The organism is Pantoea sp. QMID4 (assembly GCF_030270445.1).
Classification (GTDB): domain Bacteria; phylum Pseudomonadota; class Gammaproteobacteria; order Enterobacterales; family Enterobacteriaceae; genus Pantoea; species Pantoea vagans.
This window is the reverse complement of sequence record NZ_BSXL01000005.1, coordinates 12789-27732: the sequence shown is the minus strand read 5'-3', so window position 1 is coordinate 27732 and position 14944 is coordinate 12789. Positions and strand designations below refer to the sequence as shown.

Sequence of the window (14944 nt, the reverse complement as noted above, 5' to 3'; positions counted from 1 at the left end):
TGACATCAGGCGGGCTACCCTTCAGCGGCAACCGGCGCAAAATGCCGCGATACGATCGCAACCCGTCTGCAGCCGCTCCATACTGGTGGCATAGGAGAGGCGAAAGTAAGGACTCATGCCGTAAGCCGCGCCCTGTACCGTCACGACATGCTGCTCTTCAATAAGCGCCAGGACAAAGTCGGCATCAGTGTGGATGAAGGCTCCGCCTGCGCTGGTTTTGCCAATTAAGGCGGCGATATTGACGAAGAGATAAAAAGCCCCGTGTGGGCGATGGCAGCTCAGTCCGTCCACCGCCTCCAGCCGCTCCAGTACGTAGTCGCGCCGCTGTCGGTAGAGGGTTGCTCGCTCCTGCAACAACGCCTGGGGACCGTTAAGTACCGCAACCGCCGCCGCCTGCGTCAGAGTAGTCACGCCGCCGCTGTTCTGCGTATTCACATTGCTCATTGCCTTAATCAATTGCGCAGGACCACCACAAAAACCGAGGCGCCAGCCCGTCATTGAGTACGCTTTTGATACGCCGTTTACGGTGAGTACGCGGTCAAAGAGGCGGGGCTCGACCTGGGCGATGGTAAGGAAGGTGACACCATCGTAAATCAGGTGCTCATAGATATCGTCAGTCAGGATCCAGATGTGCGGATGATCGAGCATCACGTCGGCAATCGCCTGCAATTCAGCCCTGCTGGCAACGGAGCCAGTGGGGTTGCTCGGGTAGTTGATCAGCAGCCATTTTGTGTTGGCGGTAATAACCGCCTGCAGATCGGCGGGCAGGGGTTTAAAACCGTTCTTTTCATGACAAGGCACCGGCACAGGCGTGCCGCCGGCAAATTTCACAATGTCGGCATAGCTAATCCAGGACGGCGTGGGGATCACTACTTCATCTCCAGGATTAATAGTGGCCAGCATGGCATTGAAAATAATCTGTTTCGCGCCACCCGCGCTGAGGATCTGGCTGACATCATAATCCAGCCCGTTATCACGCTTAAATTTTCGCTGGATAGCCTCACGTAATGCGGGCGTGCCATCGGTTGGCGGATAGCGGGTGTCTCCTGCGCGAGCCGCAGCGTAAGCTGCTTCGATAGCATGTTCCGGGGTTGGGAAGTCAGGCTCGCCGGTTGACAATCCCACGACATCGATTCCCTGCGCGGCAAGATCGCGCGCTTTTTGCGTCATTGCAACGGAAGCGGAAACGGCAACATTTTTTAAGCGATTGGCTATCTCAGGCATAAACAGTTTTCCGGTAGACAGATGAGATGGAAGGGTGCCTGGGAAGGATAGGGGCTGGCCGAGGGCAGCAGTTAATAGTGGTTTGTTTTGGTGTAATAACACAAAGCGATGACGGAGAGGCGGTAAGCACCGCAGTAGTGCAGGCTGCGATCTACATGCGCGGCCCTGCCCGGTTGAACGCCGCTGCATTAGCTGATGCAGACGCTCTGGAGGTTGTGGCATCAATATTGCTTGTTGATTCTTATCTGCCACTCCGCGAGGTCTTGCCCATGAATTTACGCCGCCTGAAATATTTTATCAAAATCGTTGATGTAGGTAGCCTGACGCAAGCCGCCGATATTTTGCATATCGCCCAGCCCGCGCTCAGTCAGCAACTGGCGACGCTGGAAGGCGAAGTCAATCAGCAACTGCTGATCCGGACTAAGCGCGGCGTGACGCCCACCGAAGCAGGAAAAATTCTTTATACCCACGCGCAGGCGATTATGCGCCAGTGTGAACAGGCGCAGAGCGCGATTAATCATGCTGATGCAGCGCTCTCAGGCCACGTTTCCGTCGGGTTGGCGCCGGGCACCGCGGCCCAACAGCTCGCGCTGCCGCTGCTGGCTGAGGTACAGCGCATGCATCCAGGCATCGTGCTCTACTTTAATGAAAACTTCGGCACCACGCTCAGCGAACTGATTATGAACGGGCGCATGGATATGGCGGTAATTTACGATAATCGTAATATCCATGGCCTGCGTTTTATTCCGCTGATTAAAGAAGATCTTTGCTTTGTCTGCCCACACAGCTTAGCTCAGCCGTTGAAACAGATTTCGCTGGCCGGGGTCGCGCGCCATGACCTTTTCCTGCCGCGCATCTATAACATCATGCGCAAAGTCGTGGATGACGCCTTTGTGCATGAAGGTCTGAAATACCGGGTGAAGTGCGAGATTGAATCGCAAACCACGCTTAATGCTGCGCTGGCGGCGGGCCTCGGCTGCACCATCATGCCGGAGTCAGCGGCACGGGCAATGCTGAAAGCCTCGGATGCATGGATGGCAAAAATTGTCGAACCGGACGTGCAGGCCTCGCTCTCGTTCTGTATCTCCGACCATCTGCCACTGTCAGAACCCGCAGAGGCGGTGAAGTCTATCCTGTTGTCGCTGATGGCCCGGCGTACCGTCGACAATCGGCCGTTGATGCTGGTGGGATAATAAGTGGCGCTTATCGCCGCAAAGCTAAACCCTCTTACTGATGGTTAAGGACAACGCGCTAAAGTGCCAAAGATGCGTATCAGGCGTTGCTGCCTGTTCGCGCTATTCATCTGCGGCGGAACCCTTATGGAAAAACAGTCGATAGCTCTCTCTGAATTACGCCAGGTCACGCGCAAGATGCGCGCCGCCGGTTTAAGCAATATCCAGCTAAGTGGTACAAACTGGTCGATACGTCTGCAATTTGAGCCCGTCCAGCCACTGGCGCATGACGTGCAATCAGCCCGTCCAGCAGCGACGCCACTTCCTGTTGCGCAGGCGCCTGCCGCCATTTGCGCGCCAATACCTGGAAAAATCCTGCTTTATCATCCACTTAATGGTGTGGCTTTCGCCCAGCCTGGGCAGCAGATAAAGCAGGATGGTTTACTGGCGCTGGTTCAGGCAGGTTCTCTCTATCTGCCGGTCACCAGCCCGGCAGACGGCATTCTGACGGCGATCTCTGTGACGCAGAATCAGCGAGTGGAATATGGCAGCGAAGTCGCTTTGCTCAGCGCCGCAGTCATAGCGTAAACACGGTTATAAGTCCCCCTTATCGCCTCACATCTTTTATGTCTTATACCCGTAGGTCGTTACTCAATAGAGTCGAAAACAAAGAGATTCAGACCGCGGTGATGGACGCCGCCCGCTAACAGGAGAGGCACAATGCCATTTTCAGATTATAAAGTTGCGCTGGTGACCGGCGCCTCAGCCGGAATGGGCGCAGCGATTGTTGAACGTCTTTGTCAGCAAGGGATTACCGTTCACGCGGTGGCGCGGCGCAAAGAACAGCTGGCGCTTCTTGCCGAACGCACCGGGTGCATTCCGCATGCCGTTGACGTCTCTGACCTTAGCGTGCTGACGGAGCTTTGCCGCGATTTGCAGATCGATATTCTGGTGAACAATGCTGGCATATCGCACCCGGGTTCTATTCTTGATGCCGATGAGAACGTGATAGAAAACCAGGTGGATGTGAATTTGCGTGCCGTGTTGCATCTGTGCCGTCTGCTGGTGCCGGGGATGGTGGCGCGCGACTGCGGCCACGTGATTAACATCACTTCTATCGCAGCCATTTATAACTTTGGCGGCAACTCGGTATATCACGCGACCAAAGCCGCTGTGCATGCGCTGTCACGCCAGCTGCGCGTCGATTGCTACGGCAAGCGGGTGAGGATTACTGAAATCTGTCCCGGGCGCGTAGCAACCGATATTTTCGGCAACGTGTCAGGCGATCATGAAGCGGCGCACCGCCAGTTTATTGAGGGTTTTGAGCTGCCCGAAGCAAAAGATATCGCCGATTGCGTTGCTTTTGCGGTTTCGGCGCCGATTGCCGTCAATATCGGCAATATCGAAATCACCCCCACTCTTCAGGTGCCTGGCGGGCTTTCCACCATGCGTCCCGGTGAGCGCGCGTACTGATCCACTCGCGAAGAGGAAACACCATGGCACTTGATTTTAGCAGCGTGATGACAGGCCATTTCGGCCAGGTGATTTTAGATGGCGCGGCGATCACCCTGCAACTGGCACTGGGTTCCTGGCTGCTCGCCATGTTTATCGCGCTATTGCTGGTCGTCATCCGTCTGACGGCTTACCGGCCGGGCGTTTGGCTGGTAAAGGCTTATGTCTCCTATCACCGCAATGTGCCAACGCTGATTCAGTTAATGATGTGGTACTTCGCCATTCCAACGCTGTTGCCGGAATCGCTTCAGATGTGGATTAACGATTTTAATGCTGAATTCCTGTTTGCCATGTTTGCGCTCGGCCTGTGTCAGGCGGCTTACTTCTCAGAAGATATTCGCAGCGGCCTTCGCGCCATTCCGGATGGGCAAAATGAAGCAGCGCGAGCGCTGGGTATGAGTTATGTACGTATGATGGCATCGGTAATCCTGCCGCAGGGCGTACGCAACGCTCTGCCGCCCATGGTGAACCACACCGTGCTGTTGTTTAAAAATACCAGTCTGGCGATGGTGATTGGCGTAATGGAGCTAACCTACGTTACGCGCGATATTGAAAATCAGACGTTCCGTACCTTTGAGGCTTATCTGGTTGGAACAATGGGGTATCTGTCGATATCCCTGTTATTGATGGGCGCAGGCGCGTTGCTGGCGCGACACTTCCAGCGCGCGTACGCGAGGTAATCCCATGTTCGATATTTTCACTATTTTGCACGACAACGGCATGCTGTTACTGATGGGACAGTACCCGAATGGCCCGCTGGGTGGCGTGCTCTGTACGTTGCTGATCTCCATACTGGCCGTAGCGTTTGCTTTTCCGATAGGGATTTTGCTGGGGCTGGCACGACTGGCGCCCTGGCGCTGGCTCAGCTGGCCCGCGGCCTGCTGGGTCTACCTGCTACGTGGTATCCCGCTAGTGATGGTGGTGTTCTGGACCTACTTCTGTGTGCCGCTGCTCATTGGCCATAACATTAGTGGCTTCTCAACCATGCTGTGTACGTTGGTAATTTATGAAAGCGCCTATATTGCCGAGATCGTTCGCGGAGGTATTCAGGCACTGCCCCAGGGACAGAATGAGGCGTCGCGTGCACTGGGCATGAGCCATATTAAAGCGTTGCGTTTAGTGATACTGCCGCAGGCGCTCTATAACACCCTGCCGAGTCTGGTCAGCCAGCTTGTATCTATTATTAAGGACAGTACGCTGGGCTATGTCATCAACGTACCGGAGCTGACCTATGCTGCAAACCAGGTGAGTAACCAACTGTTGACCAGGCCGTTCCAGGTGTTTGCAATTGTCGCGATGAGCTACTACATCATCTGCTTCACGCTCACCTGGTTGGCAGACAAACTGGAACAGCGCATTGCGAGTAAACGACATAATGCATCGACCGATAACGAAAACGTTGTCGCGCCGCTGGTACTGACAAAACGCAATCTCAATAAGGAACTGCCATGAGGCCCATGATTCTCTTTAATCAGGTTAACAAGTGGTATGGCGAATATCAGGCGCTGACCCGTCTGAGCGCTGAAATTAAACCCGGCGAGGTGGTGGTAGTGTGTGGCCCGTCCGGTTCAGGAAAGTCGACGTTAATCCGCACGGTTAATCGTCTGGAACCGATTGAGCAAGGGCAGATTTTGTTTGATGGCATGGATATTCATGGCAGCAGTGCACGCCTCAATCAGCTACGTACACGCATCGGTTTTGTATTTCAGAATTTCAATTTATTCCCACATATCTCAGTGCTCGACAATATTATGCTGTCTCCCATAAAGGTATTGGGCATAAAGCGGTCGCAGGCGCGCCAGCATGCCGGGGAACTACTGGAGCGCGTCGGCTTATCCCATAAAGCCAGTGCTTATCCGGCACAGCTCTCTGGCGGTCAGCAGCAGCGTGTGGCGATAGCGCGTGCGCTGGCGATGAAACCGCCGGTTATGTTGTTTGATGAACCAACTTCAGCGCTTGATCCGGAAATGGTCGGAGAAGTGTTGAATGTCATGCGTGGGCTGGCGCAGGAAGGAATGACAATGATGTGCGTTACGCATGAGATGAACTTTGCCAGGGAAGTGGCCGATACCATCTGGTTTATGGATCATGGTCAGATTCTGGAGAAAGCCTCGCCGGAGAATTTTTTCAGCAGGCCACAGCATGAACGTGCGAAACGTTTTTTGAGTGATTTACGTTCTCATTAACATCAAGGATTTATGTTTTACCTGCAGACATTATGGCTACTCACCATGCCTGGTGAGCGTAAGTTGCAGTAAACACTCCTGATTTAAGGTCAATGGATGAACAGGTCAGAGACCCATTTTCTGGACTGCTTAATGGGCAGCATCGCAATGGGTAGCGGTTAAAACCTGCCCAGACTGCCAGCACGCGTACAAAGTCATACAGAACGATCGCGCAGAAGCCATGTAACATAGATAAATTCGTTTTAGAGATTGCCTGCAGCAGATGTTCTGAAGTGGTGATGGCGTTGATACAGTATAGTAAATGCACCAGGGTTAAGGCTGGTTGCGATCACAGCAGCACCCATCTGTTTTGGGCTTATAGTACCGTCGGATAGTAATAAAGCTTATTCAAAACCGGACGTAAATCTGGCGCCGACATATGATGTACTCATGCTATTAAGTGACAAAATATTAAATGTCCGCTTCTGGCACAAAGCAGACCTGGTTCGGGAAATAATTCACTTTAAGCAGACCCCATTACGCAAATAGTAAATTTTTTAGTGGTGGAAAGTTTTGGTGCTCAGATTATTTTCCTGAATGTTAAAGATGCAATTCAGGTTGCCTTAGCCGCAACAGGCCAGTGATATGTTTATTACTGCTTACAGCAATGAGCAGAAGCTCACCTGCGGCTGTACCGCTAGCCTGAAATTATGGAAAACCAGACTGATGCTGACATTATTCTCAAAAACAATGGTAGTGTCAGACTGACAGTCAGATAGAAGTATTATTATAGCGATCAAAGCAGTAGTCAGGTTATCCGCTTTTAAACTCACCCGCTGCTATGAATCGCTGATCGCCTCCATCTATCCTGAAGACACGGTGGATGAAAATCGTTCCTGACCAAAAGCAACAGCAACTTTCAATATTGTAAAAAGTTGCTGGTGGCGAAATGAGCATATTTGTTATGACGGTCATGAAAAAACACATCAGTACTTATGCCATAGCTTTCCCGATTAAAACTCTGGATAGTCCTTAATGCCTTTAGCCAGTTCATCACGGATGACAAATAATGAAACCTGCTCCATGAAGCAGCATTACAGGAAGTCGTGCTGATACAAAGCAGGAAGTTTCATATCCACAGATTTTGCAGAATAAAGGGTCGCTTTAGCAAATTATCAGCCAGCGCTTCACTGTGACGAGATATTCATCACAAATGATTTTTACCAGGTTTTACCAATATTAAACTGGAATTGCTCTGCTTTATCACCGCTGTATTTTTTAAGCGGCAGGGCATACGAGAACACCAGCGGGCCAAGCGGTGATTGCCACTGCAGCGCGACGCCGCTCGACATGCGGATCTCGCCAGGGTCACTGTAGTCAGGAATGCCTGCGGCGCGCGTCTCTGCGGTATTCTGCCAGCGCGTGTCCCAGACGGTGCCGGCGTCAACAAACAGGGAGGTTCGCAGGGCATCAGTGTAGCGATCACTGATGAACGGTGTCGGCACGATAAGCTCTGTGCTTGCGACTGCCATTGCATTACCGCCCACCGCGTCGCTTGATGATTTAACGGGGCAACCGGTAACATTGCTTTCCGAACCATTGCACCGATAATAGGCGGCCTTCGGCCCGATAGTGTTAGAGGAAAAACCACGTACTGACGTGGAGCCGCCCGCATAAAAGTTGTCGTAGAACGGCACCTCTTTTCCACCCAGACCGTCTGCGTAGCCTGCTTTAGCGCGTCCCATCAGCACCCAGCGGTGATCGTTGCTGAGTGGGAAGTATGCGTTGGTGCTTACCGTACTTTTATAATAGCTGTTGGTCGAGCCCGGAATCGTTACTTTGGTATTGAAGCCAGCGCTCAGACCCGATGTTGGGAAGAAACCGCGGTCAAGGGAGTTATAGCTCCAGCCGATATTCCAGAAGAAATCATTAGCAGTAAACTTTTCATCGCTGGTGCCATCATCGTCAACTGTGCGCGTCGCGACAGATGGGGTGATCCCCTGCGAGCCAAGGTAGCGCCACATCGCCACCTGCGGTGCCATATTGCTGACGCGATTGTAGACGTAATCCAGCCCACTGCTGAGGTTGCTGTTTTCGCTAACAGGAAAGCTCAGCGTGCTGCCCGCACCAAAGCTTTTAAGCGTATATTCCGACAGATCATTATCTTCCGCGCTGTAGTCGTTATAAAACAGCTTCCCGCCCAGACTGACGCCGTCCACAGTAAAGTAGGGATCCGTGGCGCCAATTTCGACATAAGTCTGATAGCTGTTTTTAGTACCGCTAAAGCTGACGGTATTGCCGGTGCCCATCCAGTTATCCTGGCTGACGCCCAGCTGATAGCTGATGCCGCTATCGGTACCGAAGCCCAAACCTACATTAAAGGTACCGGTATTCCGCTCCTTAACTGTGTAAACCACATCGATCTGGTCAGCGCTGCCGGGCACTGGCAGCATAGCGACATCCACGCTTTCGAAAAAACCGGTCCGATTGAGGCGCGTCTTGCCTTGTTCGACCAGGTTGCCAGCCAGCCATGCGCCTTCCATCTGTCGCATTTCCCGACGCAGAACAGCATCTTTCGAGGTATTATTGCCGGTGAAACGTACCTGACGTACATAAAAACGATGTCCTGCATCAACGTTAATGTGCAGGGTCACCGTCTTATCATTTTCATGTATCTCTGGCTGCGCAGAAACCTGCGGGAAGGCATAACCATATCGGCCTAGCAGGGTTTTAATTGCTGCTTCGGCTTCGCTGATTTTCGTGCCGTTATAGACGCCTCCTGCTGGAAAAGCAGCCAGTTTTTCAATTTCTGCTGTGTGCCCGGCCATGTCACCGCGCAGGCTAACGTCAGAGAGACGATATACCGCACCTTCATGGATATTGATGGTGAGAAAGAGGTCTTTCTTATCGGGTGTCAGGCTGACCTGAGTAGAATCAATAGCGAATCTGACATATCCGCGATCAAGATAGAAGCTGCGTAGCGTTTCCAGGTCTCCGGAGAGCTTTTGCTTCTGATATTTTTGATCGGCTGCGAAATTCCACCATGGCACATCGTCACGTAGCTGGAAATGAGAAATAACCTCATCTGAAGTAAAGGCCGCGTTCCCGGTGATATTAATCTGCCTTATTCTGGCTGATACGCCTTCAGTGAATACAAACCGTACATCGACGCGATTTCGTGGCAGAGGCGTTACCACTGCTTTGACGCTGGCGTTATATTTTCCCTGGCTGTAATAGAAGTCCGCCAGGCCTTTTTCAATGTCCGATAACGTGGTGCGATCAAGTGCGTTGCCCACGCGAACGCCTGAAGCGTCAAGATTTTGCTCAAGCTGTTCTTTTTTTAGCGCTTTGTTGCCTGAGAAGGAGATACTTGCGATCGCCGGACGCTCTTTAACTTTAATCAGCAGCGCATCGCCGTCACGCAGCACCTGAACATCGTCAAAATTGCCAGTTGCGAACAGGGCACGAATGACTTGATGAATATCTTCGTCATTGACGCGATAGCCCGTACGCACTGGCATAGCAAGCAGGGCTGCACCTGGCGCGACACGTTGCAGGCCATCAAAATGAATCTCCTTTAGCATAAAATCCGCTGCACCTGAGGCGGTGGTGGATATGATAAAAAGTAACCCGGTAACTATTTTTTTCATCTCTTATAAACCTGCCGTCTACCTGTGCCTGATTTAATGTCTTTCACGCGCCGCGCCGGGGAGCTGAACAATTTTTTCAGCCCGCTGATTACGGCAATATATTGCGGAAGAAGACCGCTACTGCAGAGGGAAATTCAATACCTGAGAGGTCTTTTCGTTTGTTTTACAGAAGGGTGAGAGAAAAGTGCGGGAATAAAATCTTAAGCATTACCCTATAACGGGAAGCTCTGTCCTGAAATATTGTGGTGGTCATCTTGTTATAGAGATAATAAAAAGTAATTAATACTGGTAACGGTTCGTCAGTATGGAGATATGCATTAGCGCAGCAAAAAACTTTATAGCCAGTTGGTGCCGGTAGCACGACCCGGTCGCCCCTGAAATCTCATATCGCTTAAGTTTACTTCATGCTGCCAGGCACTGCTAAAGCAGCGGCAGGCAGGCGCGCTGAGACCCTAAGGTCGCAGACTAAAGAAAAAGTCTGTAATCCGCCTGAAAGGGACCCCCATACTTCAGTAAAAGTATTTATTAATCAACTAATAAAGTTGCGAACTTCAGAGTATGGTAATAACCGCTCAGAAAGGGGAATCTGGCTTCAGTTACGACATCGCGGTTTTGCCCGTGAGGCGCTTAATTACCCGGCAAAGTTGGGTTGTTAAAAGCGACGGTAATGTATTATTTATTTTATCCGTAATCTGCTAAAAGCAGACCTTTGCCTGAACTTACTTACTGTTTCTGATACCTATCGATTAATAAGCTAGCCTTTCCGGTTGATCACGGTTTCCTGAACTATACCAGATGAATATAAAGCCCGCCGACCTTTCCAGGTAACAGGCTATCACCAGCATATTTTAAATTTTCTTTATGTAATGGACTGTATCACTCAGTAGGATCTGTAATGCTTTCTCTTTGACTGCTGAGTATTTTCGGCAAAAAGTAAATCAAACCTGTGTATCTCAGCCAACGTATCCAGCCTGTAACCGCCTGCATTGATAAAAAAATTTTTATCTGATAGTGAAGGTCTGGCATATAACGCTACTGAATGTTCGTCAGCCTGCGTCTCCAGTCAGCAGGTCTAAACGCCACCAGAAAACTTTGCGCTAACTTGTCCTGCCGCTGAGCGCGGCAGGACTGATAACCTGGTCACTTTCGGTCTTAGTTCATTTATGCAATACTCAGTTTTCGCGAGTAGGGTATTTTTGTGCCGTTCCCGGGGAGATATAACCGGAATTAATAGGCTGTTTTGTATCAGGGCATCATCCCAGCTCGCTCTTTAGCATCTCCACATCCAGCGACCCATTCCAGCGGGAGATTACCAGGGTTGCAACGCCGTTACCTGTAACGTTAATCAGCGCTCCCCCTCTGAAATAAAGCGGTACACGCCGAGCACCAATACCCGACCTGCAGCGGGCACGCTGTTCATTGATCCTAACGTGGCGGCAAGTGTTATAAATGCGCTACCGCTGACACTTGCCGCCCCTTTCGAGGTCAGTAAAGGAATAACCAGTAGTGAAAGCTGATGCGGTACTGACAAGGGAATGTCCAGCGCCTCTATGGGAGAACCGCGCACGGTGCAGGTTTCCATGCAACTTAGTTTCTGATGGAGTAGTTAAAAATGAAAAGCCTGCAATGGGCAATACCGCTGCTGGTAGTCAGTGCCCTGGCGTCGGCTCAGACAGTGACTGACGACAGTGGAAACCGGGTAGAGCTAAGCAAACCGGCGCAGAATATTGCCGATGCCTGGTTTGCCCATCACTCTCTGCTCATGACGCTGGGTGCCGGCGATCGAATCGTAGCAACCGTAAACCATCCTGCAGATCGACCATGGATGTTTAAAGTGCAGCCATCGTTAAACCGGGCGTTACAGGCGCATGGCAGGACCTTTAATAGTGAAGCGCTGGTAGCGCGGAAGGTTGATGCCGTTTTTGTTCCTGCCAGCGACCCTGATGCAACCTCCTATCGTCAGGCTGGTCTTCCTGTGCTGGCAATGAATTTTGATGATTTTGATTCAATGAAACGCTCACTCATCACCACGGCTCAGGTCGTTGGCACGCCAGCCGCGGCAGTCCGCGCGCAGGCATACAATCACTATCTGGATACTCAAATTGCAGATATTCAGGCTAAAACGGCCGGGCTCACGGATATACAGCGTCCACGAGTACTGCATATCCAGTCGTTGCATCCGCTGAAAGTGGATGGTCGAAATACCCTGATTGACACCTGGATCAGGCTTGCCGGCGGCCGTAATGTCGCGGCATCTGTTAATGGTAACATGCGGCCTGTTTCTCCGGAGGAAGTCATTCGCTGGAATCCGGATGTGATAATCATCGGGGCCGGAGCGGGAACACTGACAGACTCAGAATACCGGACGCTGTTTGCCGGCGTGAAAGCCGTGAAGCAGCGCCAGGTCTGGCAAAATCCATCAGGTGTCTTTCCATGGGATCGCTACGGTACTGAGGTCGCGCTGCAGATTCAGTGGGCGGCAAAAAAACTGCATCCGGCGCTATTTGCAAAACGGGATCTGCGCAAAGCCACACAGGAATTTTACCGGACATTTTACGATTATCCGCTCAGCGCAAATGATGCACAGCGTATCCTGCAGGCTTTGCCTCCTGAATAAGTCAGTCTGAGTGACAGGTCGAATCCTTTACTCTTATTAATCGTCCATTCTCATCCTGGGTTTTATCCCGGTTTACATTCCCAGACTGGCCAGCAGGTCGTCTACATCATCCTGACTGGCAGGGGTTTCTGATGAGGAAGCGGGTTTAGACGGCGCACTACGCTCGGCTGTGCCCTGTGAGCCGGTGTTATCACGGATGACCTGTATCAGCTGTTGCTCAGCCTGATTCAGCACGGCCATCATCGCCTGGACTATCTGTCCGGTAAGATCCTGGAAGCCCTGTGACATCATAATCGCGTGCAACTGCTGTTGTGTCAGACCCGTGATACGGGGGACTTCATCCAGCAAGGCAGCGGTATCCACGGCTAATGCCTGAGCCTGTTCTTTGTCCGACGGAGTCCCGGAAGCAGCATCCCAGCGTTGTGTGAGTTTCTCCGCTTTTTCGCCCAGTTCCGTTTGCAGAGGCTGCGTGATCTCCACGCTGTTGATGACGCCCTCGGCGGCTTCACGGGTCATTGTGACCACATACCCCAGCCTTTCACGGGCATTCGGGATACTCCCCGCCACATCGGCAATGGTTTTATCAAGCCCCAGCTGTTGCAGACTGTCGCGAAGCTGCCGCAGGATGTAGCCAGCACGCGCCGTAATCTCAGTAATTTCCTGCTGCTTATTGTGGGTGTCGGATGGTGACATGAATGCTGTTTCCTGCGTACAAAGTTTCGATACCTGAGGTTATCGGCAGAGTCTGGCGGTTTATTAAATTTCCTGTGATTTTTCCCTCAGAACAGACGTTTCAGAATGTTAAAAAGACGCCTCGGCGCGGATGTTGCCAGGTCTGGAAAGGGAAAATGTGGCTGAATATCTGTGTTCACACCGCGGGCTTTTCTGACTGAAGGATGATCCGGCAGTTACGTTTGTTTGATCGGAAAGCGGAATTCGGTCGTTGTTCCACAGCAGAGGGCATTACCGTCAGCAAAGTCGCTTATTGATCAACAGAGGATATGCCAGCTGCCGCCATTAATAAGGTGTTTTTGATAGCCGGTGCGATGATTTGAAGCGGAAGCTGGCGCATCAGGTAAATATTCATTGCTGCTGTGGAGGGTATACTATCTGTTCAGACAAACGGCGAAAGGTTGTAATCAAATGCTGACGTATATCACAATTGGTACAAATTGCCATCAGCGCTCCGTGGACTTTTATGACACTGTTTTCAAAGTCCTTGGCTATTCACGACTGCCAGCCTGGACAGAGGGCTGGGCAATGTGGGGAGATGAAAATAATCCGGATAAAGGATTCAGCTTTTGTATTTGTCCTCCCTTTGATGGACATCCCGCAACGTCTGGGAACGGAACCATGTTCGCATTCAGTGCAGATAACGCGGAGCTTGTCAGACGCTTTCATGCAGCTGGCCTTCTTGCGGGTGGAGAGAATGAAGGAGCTCCAGGCACACGAACCGCATACGGCTCCGACTTTTATGTTGCCTATCTGCGCGATCCTGACGGGCATAAGCTGGCATGCGTTTGTCGGGGTTATTCTCCTGAAGCAGATAATTACACACCTGAAGCAGATAATTACACAGATGAAGAATAGTCACCTCATTGATAAAATCTCACGATTTTCAGCGGTGACTAAATCATTCATGAATTCCTGCGTTCCCGGCGAAAAATCTCAATTCAGTACACGACTGGCGCAGTGATATTCTGGCATAAAGCGGACATATCAGCAGGGTGAAGTCTGCTGAAGGCTAAAAGGGGACATGACAATCCGTTAAGAATTTATTCCCTATCGTTCTGACTCAGCCTGTGCCAGTTGTAAATGATGCGCTATAAAGTTCGCTTTGAGCGCGCTGTAGCGATGAGCATCATTCCTGCTGATTAGCGCTGCTGAGTGTTTGAGCTCAGCATACATCCCTGCGATGGGTGTGTTTTTTCGTAAATAATCGCGGAAAACAAGATGACTTAGTACCTGCACATCGCCATCAGCAAATGCATGCACCTGATGGCTACGCTGATCGCCACCCTTAATGAAGTATCTGCGCCCTGATATTCCATTCTCACCGCGGATAACATAACCGGCTTGGGCCAGTGCACAATTGTATCTATCCAGTTCATTGATGTCGTAGACTTCCAGCAATATGTCGATAATGGGCTTTGCTGAGAGACCAGGCACGGATGTGCTGCCAATATGATGGATATCTTTAGCCACTCCACCGAGCAGTGTCTTTATCAGTAAACTTTCCGCTTCAAACATCTCAGGCCATGTATCATCGTATGGCACAACGATAACTGTTCGCATCAATACATCTCCTCAGCTCTGAGTATATAACTCATCCCTGAACCTGTGTGCCTGCCGCCGGCGTTCCCTGGTGAAAAAACAGCGTCCACTGGCCTTCATCTGAACAAATCCAGCAAGAGGAACGTAATGCAGGATGGCTGCCATCAGCGTAAAACGTCCGATAGTGAAGCAAAACGCAACTGCAGCCCACCTCCGTGAGCCGGAAATCGCTGCTGAGAATAAAGGGGGCATCCCTCTCAGTAAGCAGCGCCGTAATGGTCTCTGATCGGTTGACCATTACACCTGATCGTGTAATTTCACGGAACTCAG

At 51.3% G+C, this 14944-nt stretch carries 13 protein-coding genes; 8 read left to right on the top strand and 5 right to left on the bottom strand.

The features are described 5' to 3' along the window. Positions 1-21: 21 nt before the first annotated feature. Positions 22-1224: a pyridoxal phosphate-dependent aminotransferase gene (locus QSK07_RS12085; protein WP_285721736.1), complete on the bottom strand. Its 1203-nt coding sequence runs from the start codon at positions 1222-1224 to the stop codon at positions 22-24. A 269-nt stretch (positions 1225-1493) separates the two neighbouring features. Between QSK07_RS12085 and nac the strand changes: the two genes are divergently transcribed. The 6 genes from nac to QSK07_RS12055 all read left to right on the top strand — a co-directional run bounded on the left by nac (position 1494) and on the right by QSK07_RS12055 (position 6094). Beyond that, a complete protein-coding gene (nac, locus tag QSK07_RS12080; protein WP_285721737.1) occupies positions 1494-2417 on the top strand; it encodes a nitrogen assimilation transcriptional regulator NAC in 924 nt (307 codons plus the stop codon). Positions 2418-2543: 126 nt separating this feature from the next. Continuing rightward, the gene (locus QSK07_RS12075; protein WP_285721738.1) at positions 2544-2984 is read left to right on the top strand and encodes an acetyl-CoA carboxylase biotin carboxyl carrier protein; all 441 of its coding nucleotides are present in this window, start codon (positions 2544-2546) and stop codon (positions 2982-2984) included. A gap of 132 nt (positions 2985-3116) precedes the next feature. Beyond that, on the top strand, positions 3117-3869 hold the full coding sequence (locus QSK07_RS12070; protein ID WP_098049882.1) for an SDR family oxidoreductase: 753 nt from the start codon (positions 3117-3119) through the stop codon (positions 3867-3869). Positions 3870-3892: 23 nt separating this feature from the next. Then, a complete protein-coding gene (locus QSK07_RS12065) occupies positions 3893-4588 on the top strand; it encodes an amino acid ABC transporter permease (RefSeq protein WP_098049880.1) in 696 nt (231 codons plus the stop codon). A 4-nt stretch (positions 4589-4592) separates the two neighbouring features. Then, complete coding sequence (locus tag QSK07_RS12060; RefSeq protein WP_285721739.1) at positions 4593-5360, top strand: amino acid ABC transporter permease; 768 nt, start codon at positions 4593-4595, stop codon at positions 5358-5360. Then, on the top strand, positions 5357-6094 hold the full coding sequence (locus QSK07_RS12055; RefSeq protein ID WP_285721740.1) for an amino acid ABC transporter ATP-binding protein: 738 nt from the start codon (positions 5357-5359) through the stop codon (positions 6092-6094). The genes QSK07_RS12060 and QSK07_RS12055 overlap by 4 nt, the downstream gene beginning before the upstream one ends. 1199 nt (positions 6095-7293) lie before the next feature. On the opposite strand, the gene bamA is transcribed toward QSK07_RS12055, so the two are convergent. Further along, entirely contained in the window at positions 7294-9723 is a 2430-nt protein-coding gene (gene bamA / locus QSK07_RS12050) for an outer membrane protein assembly factor BamA (RefSeq protein ID WP_285721741.1), read from the bottom strand. Positions 9724-11068: 1345 nt separating this feature from the next. After that, positions 11069-11305, bottom strand: coding sequence for a cation:dicarboxylate symporter family transporter (locus QSK07_RS12045; RefSeq protein WP_285721742.1), 237 nt, complete (start codon positions 11303-11305; stop codon positions 11069-11071). Positions 11306-11335: 30 nt separating this feature from the next. On the opposite strand from QSK07_RS12045, the gene QSK07_RS12040 reads away from it, so the two are divergent. Beyond that, positions 11336-12340, top strand: a complete 1005-nt coding sequence (locus tag QSK07_RS12040) for an ABC transporter substrate-binding protein (protein WP_285721743.1) — start codon at positions 11336-11338, stop codon at positions 12338-12340. Between the two features lie 72 nt (positions 12341-12412). Here QSK07_RS12040 and QSK07_RS12035 read toward each other — a convergent pair whose 3' ends face one another. Next, complete coding sequence (locus tag QSK07_RS12035) at positions 12413-13033, bottom strand: protein phosphatase CheZ (RefSeq protein WP_285721744.1); 621 nt, start codon at positions 13031-13033, stop codon at positions 12413-12415. Positions 13034-13483: 450 nt separating this feature from the next. On the opposite strand from QSK07_RS12035, the gene QSK07_RS12030 reads away from it, so the two are divergent. Then, complete coding sequence (locus tag QSK07_RS12030) at positions 13484-13930, top strand: VOC family protein (protein ID WP_285721745.1); 447 nt, start codon at positions 13484-13486, stop codon at positions 13928-13930. Between the two features lie 192 nt (positions 13931-14122). Here the strand turns inward: QSK07_RS12030 and QSK07_RS12025 are convergent, their stop codons facing one another. Beyond that, on the bottom strand, positions 14123-14635 hold the full coding sequence (locus QSK07_RS12025; protein ID WP_285721746.1) for a GrpB family protein: 513 nt from the start codon (positions 14633-14635) through the stop codon (positions 14123-14125). Between the last annotated feature and the right edge of the window lie 309 nt (positions 14636-14944).

What these genes read in the sequence shown, in the direction of transcription:
- QSK07_RS12085 (WP_285721736.1), bottom strand. Translation starts at nt 1,224, where the DNA reads ATGCCTGAGATAGCCAATCGCTTAAAAAATGTTGCCGTTTCCGCTTCC.
- nac (WP_285721737.1), top strand. Translation starts at nt 1,494, where the DNA reads ATGAATTTACGCCGCCTGAAATATTTTATCAAAATCGTTGATGTAGGT.
- QSK07_RS12075 (WP_285721738.1), top strand. Translation starts at nt 2,544, where the DNA reads ATGGAAAAACAGTCGATAGCTCTCTCTGAATTACGCCAGGTCACGCGC.
- QSK07_RS12070 (WP_098049882.1), top strand. Translation starts at nt 3,117, where the DNA reads ATGCCATTTTCAGATTATAAAGTTGCGCTGGTGACCGGCGCCTCAGCC.
- QSK07_RS12065 (WP_098049880.1), top strand. Translation starts at nt 3,893, where the DNA reads ATGGCACTTGATTTTAGCAGCGTGATGACAGGCCATTTCGGCCAGGTG.
- QSK07_RS12060 (WP_285721739.1), top strand. Translation starts at nt 4,593, where the DNA reads ATGTTCGATATTTTCACTATTTTGCACGACAACGGCATGCTGTTACTG.
- QSK07_RS12055 (WP_285721740.1), top strand. Translation starts at nt 5,357, where the DNA reads ATGAGGCCCATGATTCTCTTTAATCAGGTTAACAAGTGGTATGGCGAA.
- bamA (WP_285721741.1), bottom strand. Translation starts at nt 9,723, where the DNA reads ATGAAAAAAATAGTTACCGGGTTACTTTTTATCATATCCACCACCGCC.
- QSK07_RS12045 (WP_285721742.1), bottom strand. Translation starts at nt 11,305, where the DNA reads ATGGAAACCTGCACCGTGCGCGGTTCTCCCATAGAGGCGCTGGACATT.
- QSK07_RS12040 (WP_285721743.1), top strand. Translation starts at nt 11,336, where the DNA reads ATGAAAAGCCTGCAATGGGCAATACCGCTGCTGGTAGTCAGTGCCCTG.
- QSK07_RS12035 (WP_285721744.1), bottom strand. Translation starts at nt 13,033, where the DNA reads ATGTCACCATCCGACACCCACAATAAGCAGCAGGAAATTACTGAGATT.
- QSK07_RS12030 (WP_285721745.1), top strand. Translation starts at nt 13,484, where the DNA reads ATGCTGACGTATATCACAATTGGTACAAATTGCCATCAGCGCTCCGTG.
- QSK07_RS12025 (WP_285721746.1), bottom strand. Translation starts at nt 14,635, where the DNA reads ATGCGAACAGTTATCGTTGTGCCATACGATGATACATGGCCTGAGATG.